This window comes from Micromonospora sp. LOL_023 (assembly GCF_048060115.1).
In the GTDB taxonomy this organism is placed as follows: Bacteria; Actinomycetota; Actinomycetes; order Mycobacteriales; family Micromonosporaceae; genus Micromonospora_E.
In genome coordinates this window covers 63543-78714 of record NZ_JBHMIM010000032.1, presented here as the reverse complement: position 1 = coordinate 78714, position 15172 = coordinate 63543, and the positions used below count along the sequence as shown (strand labels likewise).

16 protein-coding genes are annotated in these 15172 nt (G+C 70.9%); 6 read left to right on the top strand and 10 right to left on the bottom strand.

Annotation, left to right across the window (positions count from 1 at the left end; all coding sequences use genetic code 11):
- Positions 1 to 256: 256 nt before the first annotated feature.
- A complete protein-coding gene (locus ACFHVL_RS18335) occupies positions 257 to 1084 on the bottom strand; it encodes a DUF72 domain-containing protein (protein WP_416629315.1) in 828 nt (275 codons plus the stop codon).
- Between the two features lie 233 nt (positions 1085 to 1317).
- Here ACFHVL_RS18335 and ACFHVL_RS18330 point away from each other — a divergent pair, with 233 nt between their 5' ends.
- Together ACFHVL_RS18330 and ACFHVL_RS18325 are read left to right on the top strand one after the other, a co-directional pair.
- Positions 1318 to 1953, top strand: a complete 636-nt coding sequence (locus ACFHVL_RS18330) for an HNH endonuclease family protein (RefSeq protein WP_416629304.1) — start codon at positions 1318 to 1320, stop codon at positions 1951 to 1953.
- Between the two features lie 40 nt (positions 1954 to 1993).
- Entirely contained in the window at positions 1994 to 2632 is a 639-nt protein-coding gene (locus ACFHVL_RS18325; protein WP_416629302.1) for a hypothetical protein, read from the top strand.
- 64 nt (positions 2633 to 2696) lie between these two features.
- On the opposite strand, the gene rocD is transcribed toward ACFHVL_RS18325, so the two are convergent.
- The 3 genes from rocD to ACFHVL_RS18310 form a co-directional block, all read right to left on the bottom strand.
- Positions 2697 to 3914 (bottom strand): ornithine--oxo-acid transaminase, encoded by a 1218-nt coding sequence (gene rocD / locus ACFHVL_RS18320; protein ID WP_416629314.1) that lies wholly within the window; start codon positions 3912 to 3914, stop codon positions 2697 to 2699.
- Positions 3911 to 4726 (bottom strand): dimethylargininase, encoded by an 816-nt coding sequence (gene ddaH / locus ACFHVL_RS18315; RefSeq protein WP_416629301.1) that lies wholly within the window; start codon positions 4724 to 4726, stop codon positions 3911 to 3913. The genes rocD and ddaH overlap by 4 nt, the downstream gene beginning before the upstream one ends.
- Before the next feature lie 332 nt (positions 4727 to 5058).
- Positions 5059 to 5733: a hypothetical protein gene (locus ACFHVL_RS18310; RefSeq protein WP_416629299.1), complete on the bottom strand. Its 675-nt coding sequence runs from the start codon at positions 5731 to 5733 to the stop codon at positions 5059 to 5061.
- Between the two features lie 142 nt (positions 5734 to 5875).
- Between ACFHVL_RS18310 and ACFHVL_RS18305 the strand changes: the two genes are divergently transcribed.
- Complete coding sequence (locus ACFHVL_RS18305) at positions 5876 to 6757, top strand: Fpg/Nei family DNA glycosylase (RefSeq protein WP_416629298.1); 882 nt, start codon at positions 5876 to 5878, stop codon at positions 6755 to 6757.
- Here ACFHVL_RS18305 and ACFHVL_RS18300 read toward each other — a convergent pair.
- From ACFHVL_RS18300 to ACFHVL_RS18275, 6 genes are all read right to left on the bottom strand, one after another.
- Positions 6706 to 7188: a DUF5753 domain-containing protein gene (locus ACFHVL_RS18300; protein ID WP_416629297.1), complete on the bottom strand. Its 483-nt coding sequence runs from the start codon at positions 7186 to 7188 to the stop codon at positions 6706 to 6708. The genes ACFHVL_RS18305 and ACFHVL_RS18300 overlap by 52 nt on opposite strands.
- A gap of 25 nt (positions 7189 to 7213) precedes the next feature.
- A complete protein-coding gene (locus ACFHVL_RS18295; RefSeq protein ID WP_416629296.1) occupies positions 7214 to 7513 on the bottom strand; it encodes a hypothetical protein in 300 nt (99 codons plus the stop codon).
- Positions 7514 to 7703: 190 nt separating this feature from the next.
- Entirely contained in the window at positions 7704 to 8342 is a 639-nt protein-coding gene (locus ACFHVL_RS18290; RefSeq protein WP_416629294.1) for a DUF1707 SHOCT-like domain-containing protein, read from the bottom strand.
- A 56-nt stretch (positions 8343 to 8398) separates the two neighbouring features.
- Positions 8399 to 9778, bottom strand: coding sequence for an FAD-dependent oxidoreductase (locus ACFHVL_RS18285; protein WP_416629292.1), 1380 nt, complete (start codon positions 9776 to 9778; stop codon positions 8399 to 8401).
- 1 nt (position 9779) lies between these two features.
- Positions 9780 to 11093: a carboxylate-amine ligase gene (locus ACFHVL_RS18280; protein WP_416629291.1), complete on the bottom strand. Its 1314-nt coding sequence runs from the start codon at positions 11091 to 11093 to the stop codon at positions 9780 to 9782.
- Positions 11094 to 11343: 250 nt separating this feature from the next.
- The gene (locus ACFHVL_RS18275; RefSeq protein ID WP_416629289.1) at positions 11344 to 12126 is read right to left on the bottom strand and encodes a hypothetical protein; all 783 of its coding nucleotides are present in this window, start codon (positions 12124 to 12126) and stop codon (positions 11344 to 11346) included.
- Positions 12127 to 12264: 138 nt separating this feature from the next.
- On the opposite strand from ACFHVL_RS18275, the gene ACFHVL_RS18270 reads away from it, so the two are divergent.
- The 3 genes from ACFHVL_RS18270 (at position 12265) to ACFHVL_RS18260 (ending at position 15120) form a co-directional block, all read left to right on the top strand.
- Complete coding sequence (locus ACFHVL_RS18270) at positions 12265 to 12561, top strand: DUF6412 domain-containing protein (protein ID WP_416629312.1); 297 nt, start codon at positions 12265 to 12267, stop codon at positions 12559 to 12561.
- 83 nt (positions 12562 to 12644) lie between these two features.
- A complete protein-coding gene (locus ACFHVL_RS18265) occupies positions 12645 to 13505 on the top strand; it encodes a YidC/Oxa1 family membrane protein insertase (RefSeq protein ID WP_416629288.1) in 861 nt (286 codons plus the stop codon).
- Positions 13506 to 13674: 169 nt separating this feature from the next.
- Complete coding sequence (locus ACFHVL_RS18260; RefSeq protein WP_416629287.1) at positions 13675 to 15120, top strand: carbohydrate-binding protein; 1446 nt, start codon at positions 13675 to 13677, stop codon at positions 15118 to 15120.
- Positions 15121 to 15172: the final 52 nt, after the last annotated feature.

Below are 15172 nucleotides of genomic sequence, written 5' to 3'. Positions count from 1 at the left end.
GCGTTCCTCGACGGCCTCAAGGGCGTCGACGGCTGGCAGGACATGCCGTTGACCGACGCCGCCCAGACCGTCCAGGTATCGGCGTTCCCGGACCACTACGCCCAGTGGGAGACCCAGGCCGCCGAACTCGTCGCCGAGCACTGGAACAGCTGACCACGAACAGCTGACCACGCACAGTTTGACCGGCACCCATCATGCGAGTCCGTCCGAGGGCCGGACCCCGTACCCGGGGTCCGGCCCTCGTCGTGTGCGATGGTCAGAAAAGGGTCAGCGGCTCGACCGGAATCGGCTCGGGCAGTGGGGTGAGTCGCGGCACCCGAGCGCGTACCTCGTCGTGAAAGCGGCGGGCCAGCGTCGGCGCGTCGGCGTTGTCCGGGGTGTGGATGAACACCGTCGGCGAGCGCCCTTCCCGCAGCCAGCCGGCGTTCGTCTCCACCCAGCGTTGCCATCCGGCGACGGTCCGGTCGACGTCGTCGCGGCCCAGGTAGCGCACGATCGGCCGGTCGGTCAGCGCCCGGGTGCGCAGCGGCGTGCGTGGCTTCTTGGTCCAGGCGTCGCGTTCGGCGTCGCTGGTCGGCGGGCTGGCGAAGAACACGGTGGTGTCGAACGGCACCCATTCGGCGGCCACGGTCGCGAGCGCCGATTCGAGCAGCCCGGCGGCGGCCGGTTCGGCGAAGAACGCCGGGTGACGGACCTCGACGGCGTACCGGTGGTCGCGGGGGAGTCGGCGTAGGAAGCGGGCGAGCGTGCCGACGTCGTCGGGGCCGAACGACGCCGGCAGCTGGACCCAGATCGCATGGGTACGCGACCCGAGTGGCTCGATCGCGCGCAGGAACGCGCCGAGCGGCTCGTCGACGTCGGTGAGTCGATGCTCGTGGGTGACCGTCTTCGGCAGTTTGAGGACGAACCGGAAGTCGGGAGCGGTCTGCCGGGCCCAGCTGACGACCGTCTCCCGGGTCGGCGTGGCGTAGAAGGTCGTGTTGCCTTCGACGGCGTTGCACCAGGCAGCGTAGTGCCGCAGCCGTTCGGCCGGCGGTAGCGGATGGGCGAGCAGCCGGCTCTGCCACGACTTGTGTGTCCACATGGCGCAGCCCACGTGCAGCCGTGGCGCGCCGGATGGTGGGGTCGCAGCGGAGGTTTCCACGGCGACAACGATAGAGCCACCCGATTGGAGCGGCCCTCGTTACGTCCCGTTCATCCGATCGTCTTGATCATGGCGATTGAGGGACTTAGATTCGATGACATCGATCTGCTCGCCGTACCCCCAGGCTGGAGTACCCGACCCGGCCGCGGCTGGCAGCGATATCAGGAGCCCCCGTGGCCAGTCGCACCATCAGAGCCGTCGCCGCCGCGACAATCGCCGTCGTCGTCGCTCTCACCCTCACCGTCGTTCCCGCCCAGGCCGTCCCACCGAACATCCCGTCCTACAGCACCGCGCTGAGCCGACTGAACTCGCTCACCGTCGCCGCCGAGTCCAACCAGTCCAGCTACAACCGGTCGCTGTTCCCACACTGGATCACCGTCACCGGCAGCTGCAACACCAGGGAGCAGGTGCTCAAGCGCGACGGCACCAACGTCGTGGTCGACAGCAGTTGCGCGGCGACCTCCGGGTCCTGGTACAGCCCGTTCGACGGGGCCACCTGGACCCTCGCGTCCGACGTCGACATCGATCACATGGTGCCGCTCGCCGAGGCGTGGCGCTCCGGTGCCCACGCGTGGACCACCGCCCGCCGTCAGACGTACGCCAACGACCTCGGCGGGCCGGAGCTGTGGGCGGTCACCGACAACGTCAACCAGGCCAAGGGGGACAAGGATCCGGCCAACTGGCAGCCGCCGCTGGCCTCGTTCCGCTGCACGTACGCCCGCGCCTGGATTCAGGTGAAGTGGTACTACAGCCTCACCGTGGACAGCGCGGAGAAGTCGGCGCTGTCCGGCATGCTCGCCACCTGCTGACCCGATCGACCTGCCGGGCGGCCCGGCTAACCTGGCCCGCATGAGTCTTGCGGTAACAGTCGGCATCACCACGGCACTGTCCGGCATAGACGAAGCGAGGGCGGCGCGCAGCCGCGCCGCCCTCGACCAGTTGAGCGCGGCGTTGTCCGCCGAGGGAGTCGACTGGCAGGAGCGCTACGACGCGACGGTGCCGGCGATGCGACCGCACGTGCGTAGCTTCCCTGCCAGCCAACTGCACCGGCTGCGCCGGGTGTTGGCCTTGGTGGACCTGTCCGAGCCGGTGGCGCCGATCGTCGGCGCCGACGGACTCGCCAGCGACCGGGAACAGATTGACGACCAGGCCGCCCTGCTGGAGTCACACCTGCTGTGCCACTCCGACCGGGAGGGCTACTACGTCCCCGTCGACTTCGGTGACCCGCTGTTCCTGCCGGCCGAGGCCGAGGTCGCCGGCGGTGGGTTGGTCGGGTCGAGCCAGGGCCTGCTGGCCGAGTTGCGGCGCTGCGCCCCGGCGATCGGCGTGCGGCTCAGCCCGGCCGGCGAGCTGCCGGACACCGAGGCCGCCCGGCTGTTCGCCGTACCCGACGACGCCGACTTCGCGGTCGAGACGCAGGTGTGGCTCACCCTGCATGAGACGTGCCGGGCCAGCATCGCCTGCGGACGGGCCGTCGTGTTCCACTGACCGCGCGCCTGGGCCGGTCGGCCTCCGGCCGGGCGGCGTATCGCCCCCCGGCCGGCCGGTGCGCTCAGCGCAGCACTGCGGAAAGCTGTTCGATCGCGAAGTCCACGTCGGACTCGTCGACGATCAGCGGCGGGGCGAGCCGGATCGTCGAGCCGTGCGTGTCCTTGGCCAGTACGCCGCGGCCGGCCAACCGCTCGCAGGCCAGCCGCCCGGTGAACCGTTGCGGATCCAGGTCGAGCCCGGCCCAGAGCCCGTGGCCGCGGACCGCGACCAGCTGGCCCGCGTCCCGCAGCGCGCCGAGCCCGGCGTGCAGCCGCTCGCCCAGCCGCGCCGACCGGCGCTGGTATTCGCCGGTGGCGAGCAGCCGGACCACCTCGGTGGCGACCGCGCAGGCCAGCGGATTGCCACCGAACGTCGACCCGTGCTCGCCGGGGCGCAGCACCCCGAGCACCGAGCGGTCGGCGACCACCGCCGATACCGGCACGATGCCGCCGCCGAGCGCCTTGCCCAGCAGGTACATGTCCGGGACGACGTCTTCGTGGTCGCAGGCGAAGGTGGCCCCGGTGCGGCCCAGCCCGGACTGGATCTCGTCGGCGAGGAAGAGCACGTCGTTGCGGGTGCACAGGTCACGGACCCCGGTCAGGTAGCCGGCCGGCGGCACCACCACGCCCTGCTCGCCCTGGATCGGCTCCAGCAGCACCGCGACGCAGGTCTCGTCGATCGCGTCGGCGAGTGCGGCGAGGTCGCCGTACGGCACGATCTTGAATCCCGGGGTGTACGGCCCGAAGTCGGCGCGGGCCTCGGCGTCGGTCGAGAAGCTGATGATCGTCGTGGTCCGCCCGTGGAAGTTGCCGTCGGCGACGACGATGGTCGCCTGCCCGTCCGGTACGCCTTTCACCTGGTAGCCCCACTTGCGGGCGACCTTGATCGCGGTCTCCACCGCCTCGGCGCCGGTGTTCATCGGTAGCACCATGTCCTTGCCGCACAGCTGCGCCAGCTCTCGACAGAAGTCAGCGAACTGGTCGTGCACGAACGCCCGGCTGGTCAGGGTGAGCCGGTCCAGTTGGGCGTGCGCCGCCTCGATCAGCTTCGGGTGCCGGTGGCCGAAGTTGAGCGCCGAGTAGCCGGCCAGGCAGTCCAGGTAGCGGTTGCCGTCGACGTCGGTGACCCAGGCGCCGGCGGCCTCGCTGATCACCACCGGCAGCGGGTGGTAGTTGTGTGCGGTCCAGCGTTCGGCGTCGCGTAGCGCCGCCGGTGTCCGCAGCATCCCGTCCACGATCATCGTGTCGACCCCCTCAGCTCCAGCGTGCAGCACTTCGCTCCGCCGCCGGCCTTGCGCAGCTCGGACAGGTCGACGCCGATCGGCTGGTAGCCGCGGTCCCGCAGCGCGGCGGCGAGTCCGTCGGCCTGCACCGGCAGCACCACGTTGTGGCCGTCGCTGACCGCGTTGAGTCCGAACGCGGCGGCGTCGGCCAGGCTGGCCTCGATCGCGTCGGGAAAGAGCCGGCGCAGCACTGCCTGGCTGCCGGGGGAGAAGGCCTGCGGTAGGTACGCGATGGTCCGCTCGTCGATCACGGCGAGTGCGGTGTCCAGGTGGTAGAAGCACGGGTCGACCAGTTGCAGAGTGACCGCCGGCCGGCCGAAGATCTCCTGTGCGTGTGCGTGGGCGGCGTGGGCGGTGCGGAATCCGGTGCCGGCGAGCAGGTAGTCGCCGACGACCAGTAGGTCGCCTTCGCCTTCGTTGACGTGCTTGGCCGCGTGCACCGGGAAGCCGGCCTGCTCCAGCCAGTTGCGGTAGGCGGGGGCCTCGTCGGCCCGTTGTGGTTCACGGAACTGCACCTCGAGGGCCCGTCCGCCGATGACGGTGGCGCCGTTGGCGGCGAAGACCATGTCGGGCAGGCCAGGCAGCGGCTCGATCTCGTCGACCGTGTGACCCAGGTCCAGGTACGTCCGGCGCAGCTGTTCCCATTGGGCGATGGCCAGCTCACGGTCGACCGGACGGGACGGATCCATCCATGGGTTGATCGCGTATTCCACGGCGAAGTACGTCGGCCGACACATCAGGTAGTGCCGGTGGGTGGCGTAGGTCGTCATGCGTCTGGCTCCTGGGGTCGAGGGCGCGCCCCGGCGGTGGCCGTGGGCTGGCGCTTGCCTCAACGCTAGAAGCTCGGACCTGCTGAATCCATCGGTAGGACTTGCGTCTGCCGGTGAATCATTGCGCATCAGACCACTCTTGTAGGCGTTTCGTTGCGTACCCCTGGGCCGGCCCGCATGACTGGACACGCTTTCGGGGGGCGACCACTTTGTCGCCCCCCGAAGATGCGCTGCGCGATGAACCATCGCGTCATGCCGGCACTCGTGCGGTGAACCACCGCCGTCGGGTGCCCCGGGGCGGTGAACCACCGTCCCGCCGTCACAATTGCCCGTCAGAAGATTCCGGCAAACTGTGAATCAAGCCACTGCCGTACCTGGCTCACCGTGTCCATCTCGGTGGTCAGCCAGGACAACGAGCCGGTCAACGCCAGGCTGCCGACGAGCATCGTCCCGAGGGCGAGGACGATGCCGATCAGCGCCTCGGTGCGTCCGGCGATGTGCCGCCGGGCGGTCGCCGAGATGCCGCCGAGGCCGAATGCGAGAGCGACGACCCCGATCGCGATGCCGTACGGGGCCAGCGCCCCGGAGAGCACGAACAAGGCGCCGACGATTCCGGTCATCAGGCTGAGCGTGGCCAGCATGCTCGCCCGGGGGCGGGGTCCGGCCGGTGCCGGCGGAGGTGTCGGTCGGGGCGCGGAGTCCTCCCGGGTGGGCGGCTCCGGTCGGGGCCCGGGTGGCGCTGGACGGGTGGCCGGGTCGGTCACGGCGGTGCCGTCCGCACGGGCACGATCCACATCGTCGGTGCGGGTCCGGGCCGGGTCGACCCGAGTGTCGGTGGTCGTCGTACCGGGCGTGGCCGGACCACCGGTGGTCGTCGTCGTGCCGCGCTGCTTCGGCGCGGTGTCGGTCGACTTCGCCGGCGCGGTTCCGGTCGACTTCGCCGACTCGGTCGACTTCGCCGGCTCCGTCGGCTCCGAACGGCGGGACAGTGAGGGAATACTGACCATTGGTCTCCTCCTTATCGATACGCCGGTCGGTCGCTGCGCGTTCGCACCGACACACCGGCGGTTACAGGCAGCGCAGTACCCAGATGTCCGGTCCGTCACACCTGCCGGGCGGGGCAGCGCCGGCTGGCTAAGCTGACCTGCCATGCCCGAGGGTCACACCATCCACCGGCTGGCGGCGCACCACGACGCCGTACTCGGTGGATCGCAGGTCGTGGCGAGCAGCCCGCAGGGGCGGTTCGTCGCCGGTGCGGCCCGGCTGTCCGGGGCCACCCTCGTTGCCACCGAGGCGTACGGCAAACACCTGCTGCACGACTACCGGGGTGGATCGGGTGGCGGCATCCTGCACGTGCACCTCGGTCTCTACGGCACGTTCGCCGACGGTGCGGGGGCCCCGCCCGAGCCGGTCGGTCTGATCCGGCTGCGGCTGGTCGGGGCGGGGACCGGAGCTGACGACGGGCCGCCCGCTGGGCCGGGCCGGCAGCACTGGGTCGACCTGCGTGGGCCGGCCGCCTGCGAGTTGCTCACCGTGGCGGAAGCCGACGCGCTACGCGGGCGGCTCGGCGCCGATCCGCTACGTACGGACGCTGACCCGGCTGCCGCCGGTGAGCGGGTGCGACGCAGCGCCAAGCCACTCGGCGCGCTGCTGCTCGACCAGTCCATCGTCGCCGGGGTCGGCCTGGTCTACGCCACCGAGGTGCTGTTCCGGGCCGGTATCGCCCCGACCCTGCCTGGCCGAAAGCTCACCGCCGACCAGTGGCTGCGCATCTGGGTCGACCTGGTCGCCCTGATGCGGGTCGGAGTCGACCGGGGTCGGATCGACACCGTGCGGGACGAGCATCTGCCCGAGGCGATGGGCCGGGCGCCGCGCGTCGACCGGCACGGCGGCGAGGTGTACGTCTACCGTCGCGCCGGCCAACCCTGCCTGCTCTGCGGCACCGCCGTCGCGGCCGGGACGCTGGCGGCCCGCAACTACTACTGGTGCCCGACCTGCCAGCGGGTCGGGCGACTGGTCACCACCGCTTGAGCTTCGGCGTAGGCGCCAGCGCTCGTCGGAATGATGTGCACTCGCACGCTGGGCAGTTCGCTCGCGGAGACGATCGCCTCCAACTGTTCCCTCATGACATCCGGCCCGCCGACATCCCGATGGAGCACCCACTCGTCGATCACCGCGACGAGTTGGCAGGGATCCGGACTACGGCGCAACACCTCTTGTCGGACGAGGCGGGTGTTCAGCGCCGCCTCCAGCTCGTCTCCTCTCAGGCCGTACCCCGTCATGATGGTTCGTGCGTACGCCTCGGTCTGCAGCAAGCCCGCAATCGCGAGTGGTTGGAAGGCACGAAGCAGCATGGCCTGCTGTTCGTGCTCGACGAAGGACCGCAGCCAGATGGGGGCGTGTTCGCCGAGAAGTGGATGCGTTCCCCCCCAACAGATCCTGAGCGAGGTCCATCGACTCACGTACCCGGCACAGCTTTGAGATCAGCTATTCGCTGCCGCTCACAAGTTTGCTGCCCAGGACGTCGGCTCGATCGGTCAGCGTGTCGAACCTGATCTTCGACTTGTCGCGAAGCTCGACCACACACCGATAGTCGACCCCGGAACTGTGGACCAGGCCGCCATCACGATAGGTGCCGAGGTGCCGGACCCGGGCCACGTCGGCCCACCGGACCGCGCGATCGCCACGCCCGGTGTGATGCACGAACCCGTGGTCGTGCAGGTCGAATCGTTCGTCTGGTCGGGTCAGCCGCTGGGTCGGCCGCAGCCCACCGAAGAACAGCAGCACGAGCCCGGGCCCGAGGACCGCTCCGGGAAGCTGTCCGTCCGCTCGCCGAGGTCGCTGCCCGCTGGCTGCGAGACCATCTTCGCTCCCGCCTCGTCCGAGGAACCCGAATCGGGCGCTGGCAGCGCAACAACCACGACTGATATCCGGAAGGCCGCGCCGTCGCGAGTGTCCACTCATGACGGGCAGCGGGTCACCACCACTTGCGCTTGGGCGGGCGGACCACGACCGACCCGAAGATCACGTTGCACACCACCTGGATCACCGGGGCACCCGGTCGTGGCACCGACGTCAGCTTCGACTTCTTGTCGCCGAACACGGCCGTGCCGGTCATCCGTACGTCGACCCCCTCGGGGACGTAGACCGTCACCGAACCGAAGATCGCCGTCGCCTCGATCGTGGTCACCTGATGCTGGATCTGGGCGTCCTGCAGCTCGATCTTGCAGTCGCCGAAGACCGCCCTGGCCTCCACCCGGTCGGGCACCAGCCAGTGCCCCTTGCGGACCTCGTCGCCGAAGATGGCCACCATCCGCTCGACCGGGGCGAGCGCACCGCCGCCCACCACGGGTAGCCCTCCCGGCGATCGTGGCACCACCGGGCCAGCGCCGCCGGCCCCGGGCAGCGCGCCCGACGAGGACGCCGGCAGGTCGGCGGTGAGCCGGACCAACTCGCCGCGCGTCTTGGCGTTGTGCGCCTCGGTGGCCCGTTCGGCGTACTCGTCGAGGGTCAGCCGGCCCTCCGCGGTCGCCTGGCCGAGCACCTCCACCACCTGCTCGCGCTCGGCGTCGGAGACACGCAGGTGATCATCGCTGGGGTGCATCGCCGGGTCCACCCTGCCCAGCCTAACGGCCCGTGCCCAGCCCTCCCCGAGCCGCCGGCGCAGCAGGCTCAGGGGGTGTTGGCGACGGCGTCGTTGGCCCGGCGGGCGGCGACCAGCACCGGATCCCACACCGGTGAGTACGGCGGGGCGTAACCGAGGTCCAGCGCGGTCATCTCGGCCACCGACATCCGGTTCCACACCGCGACCGACAGCACGTCGATCCGTTTCGCCGCCTCGGACTTGCCGACGATCTGCGCGCCCAGCAACTGCCCGGTGTGCTGCTCGGCGATCAGCTTGATGGTCATCGGCGCGGCGTCGGGGAAGTACCCCGCCCGGCTGTTCGACTCCACGCTGACCGCCACACAGGCGTATCCGGCCTGGGTCGCCTCCCGCTCCAGCAGCCCGGTGCGGGCCACCTCCAGGTCGCAGACCTTGGTCACGGCGGTGCCGATCACACCGGGGAAGGTGGCGTAGCTGCCGCCGATGTTGATGCCGGCGACCCGGCCCTGCTTGTTGGCGTGGGTGCCCAACGGCACGTGCACCGGTTGACCGCTGATCCGGTGGAACGTCTCCACGCAGTCGCCGGCGGCCCACACGTCGGGCTTCCCGACGACCCGCATCTGCAGGTCGGTGCGGACGCCGCCGGTGACCCCGAGCGGCAGCCCGGCCTGCTCGGCGAGCGCGGTGTTCGGCCGTACGCCCAGACCCAGGACCACGACGTCGGCCGGCAGCGCGCCGTCGTCGGTGAGCACCTCGCTGACCCGGCCGTCCCGTTCGTGGACTCCGGTGACCGAGGTCCCGGTGCGCACGTCGATGCCGAGTCCGACGAGTGCCGCGCGCACCAGCGCGCCCATGTCCGGATCGACCGTCGACATCGGCTGTTGGCTGCGCTCGACCAGGGTGACCGCCAACCCGCGGCGGATCAGCGCCTCCGCCATCTCCACGCCGATGTAGCCGCCGCCGACCACCACCGCCCGGCGGGGCGGGTCGTCCTGGTCGAGCCAGTCACGTAGCGCGGCGCCATCGTCGAGTGTCTGTACGCCGAACACCCCCAAGGTGGCGGTGTCGGCCCACGGCGGGTGCGCCGGGACGGCTCCGGTGGCGTACACCAGGGTGTCGAACGACTCGCGGACCTCGCGCCCGCCGTCGTTGAACGAGGTCGCGACGACCTCGCGGTTGTCCAGGTCGATCCGGGTCACCCCGTGCCGGATCCGCACGTCGATGTGGTGATCGCGGCGGAACGTCTCCGGATCCCGGACGATCAGTTCCTGGTGGTCGGCGACCAGACCGGAGATCCAGTACGGGATTCCGCAGGCGGAGTAGGAGGTGAACCGGCCTCGTTCGAAGGCGACGATCTCCAGGTCCTCCGGGCCACGAAGCCGCCGGGCCTGTGACGCGGCGGACATCCCGGCGGCGTCGGCACCGATCACGACCATTCGTTGCGGCACGTCAGGCTCCTTCTGGTCGGTGTCCGTGCCGGTTCTGCGGTGGGCAACCGTCGGTCACCTGGGGTGGCCGGCCGTCGGCCAGGTGCGGTGGGCAACCGTCGGTCACCTGGGGTGGCCGGCCGTCGGCCAGGTGCGGCGGACAACCGTCGGTCACATGAGGTGGGGCGGGGATGATCGACGCGCTGCGGGTCTGCTCGGCCAGGAAGTCGACGACGTCCAACAGGTCGCCGCTGCCGGCGTAGACGGCACGTTGGCGGTTGGCCCCGGTGCCACGCGAGCACAGCCGGCTCAGCAGCGAGTCGACCAGCGCGATGTCACCGTGCCGTTCGAGCTCGGGTCGGATCAGGTCGACCAGGCGGCGCAGCAGGTGCCAGCCCGGGCGCAGGGTCGGCGTGCCGGTCAGGTCGACGGCCTGGCCTTCCAACCCGTCGTGGGCGGCCCGCCAGTGTGCGCCCAGCAGCACGTGGTGCTCGACCGCCGGCGCTGGCCGGCCCTGCGCGACGGCGGCCAGGGCGGTGCCGACCAGACCACGGACCAGCGCGGCGAGCAGAATCGTGTCGTCCAGGCTCGGGCAGACGTCGCCGATGCGTACCTCGATGGTGGGGTAGTGCGCCGACAGCCTGGCGTACCAGTAGAGCATCCCCTCGTCGAGGATGATGCCGGTGGCGAGCAGCTCGTCGATCAACGACAGGTAGTGCTCGTGGGAGCGCAGCCATGGCGTCGGCGCGACCGCCGGCCAGCGTTCCCACATCATCGACCGCCAGCTGGCGTACCCGGTGTCGACGCCCCGGTAGAACGGCGAGTTGGCGGTGGTCGCCTGCAGGACCGGCAGCCACGGCCGCAGCTGGTTGAGGACCTGTACGCCGATCTGCGGATCCGGCACCCCGACGTGGATGTGCAGGCCGTTGTTGCCCGGTCCCGGCACCAGCATCCCGTAGCGTTCGAGGATCCGGTGGAAACGCGGGTCGTCGACCACGTCGGGCTGTGGTCCGTCGATCGGGGCGGTGCCGACGGCGAGCAGCCGGGCGTCGGCCCGCTGCGCCGCGTCGGCGACCGCGCCGCGCAGGGTGCCGAGGGTGCGCCGCATCGCGCGTAGGTCCAGCCCGGGTGGGCTGCCGATCTCGATCTGGCTGGTCTGGAACTCGAGTTGCACCTGGCCGCGCAGCTCCGCCGGGATCTCGGCGAGCACCGCGGCGACGGCCGGCTTCGCGCTGCCGGTGCGCGGGTCGACGAGCAGGAACTCCTCCTCCACGCCGACGGTCAGCTCGTCCGGCTGATGTCGGGCCGGTGATTCGGCGACGGTACTGCTGGTCATGGTTGGCACCGCCTGTCGGTTCGCGCCGCCGCTCGGCGCGCCGGGCACCGGATACCCCACCGTTGCGGTGGGGCAAACGCGTCCGGCCCGGTACGGGTGGATGTCGGGCCGGACGTCGTCATACAGCCCATCTTGCGCCTCCGGGCTGCCGCCGCGGTACTGAATGTCGGCAGGTCAGCAGCGGCTGGCCGCGCTCGGCGGTGGGCCGGGTCGACGGGGTCCGTCCGAGCGGGGGTGCCGGACGGTCGGGTCAGCGGCGTGGTGGGCGGGGCAGTGGCAGGTCGTGCCGGCCGGCGATCAGCTCCTGAACCCGGATCTTGATCAGGATGATCGGCTGACGGTAGCGGCGTTCCCGGTCGGCTGCGCGGGTGCGCCGCCACTCGGCCAAGCGGCTCTCGCCCCGGTAGAACCAGCGTGCCCAGGGGGAGTGCGGCCGGGCCAGCCGCAGGGTGCCGACGATCAGCAGCACCGGAAGGAACAGCCCGAGCAGACCGGTCCAGATCTTGCCCTTGAGCAGGGTGACGGCGGCGAGCACCAGGTTGATCACGATCAGTGCCGCGCCGGCGAACTGGGCCGGGTCGGTCTCGCCGGTAAGGAATTCGTTGGCGCCCAGCGGCCGAAGTCCGAGCAGTAGCAGCCCGGAGAGCGCGATGGCGACGAAGACCGCGTCGATCGAGGTGCGACCCCGCTCCGACCAGTAGACGTCGCTCAGGTGCAGCAGCAGGGCGAACTCGTCGAGGACCAGGGCGGCCCCGACGCCGAACAGGGCGGCGGCCACCGCCCGCCACCCGGTCACCTCGACCGGGATCACCAGCCCGGCGACCCCGGCGACCAGGATGAACACCACACCGAACACGACGTGGTGGATGTGCAGGTCACCGGGGGTGATGTTGCCGGGCCACCAGCGCACCCGGGCTCTGATCATCCGCACCGAGAACCGGATGGACCCGAAGCCGACGAGGACCCCGACGAAGAAGCAGAACAGCGGGAGGCGGCCGGTCGACACGATGGTCTGGTCGAACCAGCCGGTCACCGGTTTCCTCCGTGGGACAACCGCACACTGTCTCCTTCTGGACCATTCGCTGTGATCAAGGATATTTCACCGGAGGGCCTGATCTGCGCGTACCGCTCCGGGTTGCGGCTGACTCCTACCATGGTGCGCGTGCCGGGCATGCTGCTGAGCGTGGTGACGGGGATCTGGGCGTACGCCCACTGCCTGATCGCCCTGACGAGTGTGCCCCCGGCCCAGCTGTTCGCCGCCGCTGCGGCGTCGGTCGCCCTGCTGGTGGCGACCGCGCTGGCGATCCGGATCACCGCCGGGCGGCACGTCACCGACGTCGACCCGGCCCAGGCCCACCGGGCCGGGCCACGCCGTGCCCGGTGGCGCGGCATTCCACGGCAGCTGGACCCGGATGCACCGGGTCGTCCCCGTCCACGAGCACCCGGCAGGTCGGTCGTCACCGCCTGACCGCCGCCCACCGCGCGTCGCCGGCCCATGCCGCGTCGATCGCCGCCGGTGGGTCCACGCTCGTGTTCAAGGGAATTCTGTCGATGCCTGCTGTCCTGTCCGCCGTTCCCCGTGCCTTCGGTCCGTTCGACTCCGTCGTCGCCCACGCCGGTGACCTCGTCGTCAGCCTGGCGACCCTGCTCGCCCCGATGGCCGGGGCGCAAGCCACCGCAGTCGCCATCATCGTCGTCACCATCGCCCTCCGGCTGCTGCTCAGCCCGCTCACCTGGCTGCAGATTCGGGCCGAGGTGCGCCGCACCGCACTCGCCCCGCAGGTACGCCAGTTGCGCCGCCGCCACGGCGACGACCCGCAACGGCTCGCCGTCGAGACGGTGGCGCTGTATCGAGCAGCCGGTGCGTCGCCGTTCGCCGGTTGCCTGCCGACGTTGGCGCAGGCGCCGTTCCTTGTGCTGATGTACCAACTGGTGACCCGGCCGGCCGACGCGGGCGGCGGTCTGCTCGCAGACTCCTTCCTCGGGGTCGAATTGGGTAGCCATCTCGGGCAGGTGTCCAGTGTGACCGAGGTCGGCGTCTTCGGCCTGTTGCTGGTCGTGGTGGCACTTGCGGCCCGGTCGATGTCGCGCCGGATGCGTCGCACGCTGGCCGCCCAGGCCGACTCCACCAGCGGCCAGGCCGCGTCCCGGGGCGGATCGACGGGCACGACGCCGGGCACGACAGCGGGCTCGCCGGGCACGGCGGCGGCCGAGTCGGTGACCGCGGGCGTCAGCCGGTTGCTGCCGCTGCTGCCGTACGCCACCGCCGTGATCGTGCTGGTGGCGCCGTTGGCCGCCGGTCTCTACCTGGCGACCACGACCGGCTGGACGGCGATGGAGCAGGCGGTGCTGCGGCGGGCGGTGACATCGACCGAGGTTGACAAGAATGGCTCGGCGACGTACAACTCCTGAGAGCGCTCTCTTGGGCCGTCCGAGTGAACGCTATCCGTCCTCATCAGTCATGACGTCCTGATTCCAGAGGCAGCAGGCTAATCCTCAGAGAACGCTCTCCGAGGAGTCGGTGGCCGCTGCCCGGGGCGCGTCGGGACCGCCGGCCAGCCAGTCAACAGAGAGGCATGTGATGCACTCACCTCCGCCCGCCAACCCCCCGGCGGACTCCGTCGAGACCTCGACCCGCCCGCGCCGCAGCCGCGCACTCGGCACCGCGACCGCGGTGGCCACCGCCACTGCGGTGGTCGCCTCGCTCTCCGCCCACGCCGACGCCGCCATCCCGCCCACCCCCAGCGGGTGGAACCTGGTCTGGAGCGACGACTTCACCGGCGCGGCCAACACGCTGCCCTCCTCGGCGAACTGGATCATCGACACCGGCACCAGCTACCCCGGCGGCCCGCCGCAGTGGGGCACCGGCGAGATCCAGACCTACACCAACAGCACCGCCAACGTCCGGCACGACGGCAACAGCAACCTGGTGATCACCCCGATCCGCAACGCCGCCGGCAACTGGACCTCGGCCCGGATCGAAACCACCCGAAGCAACTTCAAGCCGCCCGCGGGTGGTGTCATGGCGATCGAGGGCCGGATCCAGGTGCCGAACGTGACCGGGGCCGCGGCCGCCGGCTACTGGCCCGCGTTCTGGGCGCTCGGCTCGCCGTACCGGGGCAACTACCAGAACTGGCCGGCGATCGGCGAGTTCGACGTGATGGAGAACGTCAACGGCCTCAACAACGTCTGGGGCGTACTGCACTGCGGCGTCGCTCCCGGCGGACCGTGCGACGAGTTCAACGGCATCGGCGGATCGCGGGCCTGCCCGGGTGCCTCCTGCCAGTCGGCGTTCCACACCTACCGCTTCGAGTGGGACGCCAGCGTCAGCCCACAACAACTGCGCTGGTACGTCGACGGACAGCAGTACCACACCGTCACCCAGGCAGAGATCCCCGAGCCGCACTGGTCCAACATGACCAGCCACGCCGGCTACTTCATCCTGCTCAACGTGGCGATGGGCGGTGCCTTCCCGAACGGCGTCGCGGGCTCGACGACGCCGACGGCCAGCACCGTCTCCGGCGTACCGATGCTGGTCGACTACGTCGCGGTCTACAGCCGGGGTGGTGGATCGACGCCGACCACACCGCCACCGGCCACGACTGCACCGCCGGGCGGGACGGTGAACGCGTACGCGACCATCCAGGCCGAGGCGTTCAACGCCCAGAACGGCGTGAGCACCGAGGCGTGCAGCGAAGGCGGCCAGAACATCGGTTGGCTGGCCAACGGCGACTGGGTCCGCTACGACAACGTCGACTTCGGATCGTCACCACCACGGGACTTCGTCGCCCGGGTCGCCTCGGGTGCCGGAGCCAGCGTCAGCGGCCTGGTCCAGGTCCGCATCGGTAGTCCGACCGCCGCGCCGATCGGCAGTTTCGCCGTGGGCGACACCGGCGGCTGGCAGACCTGGCGTACGGTGCCCGGCAACGTCTCGGCGGTGACCGGCCGGCAGACCGTCTACCTGACCTTCTCCAGCGGTCAGCCGAACGACTTCGTCAACGTCAACTGGTTCCACTTCCGGCGCTGACCCGGCGGGGAGCCCGGCCGGTCGACCCCTCGGGGCGGGCGGGCCGGCCGGG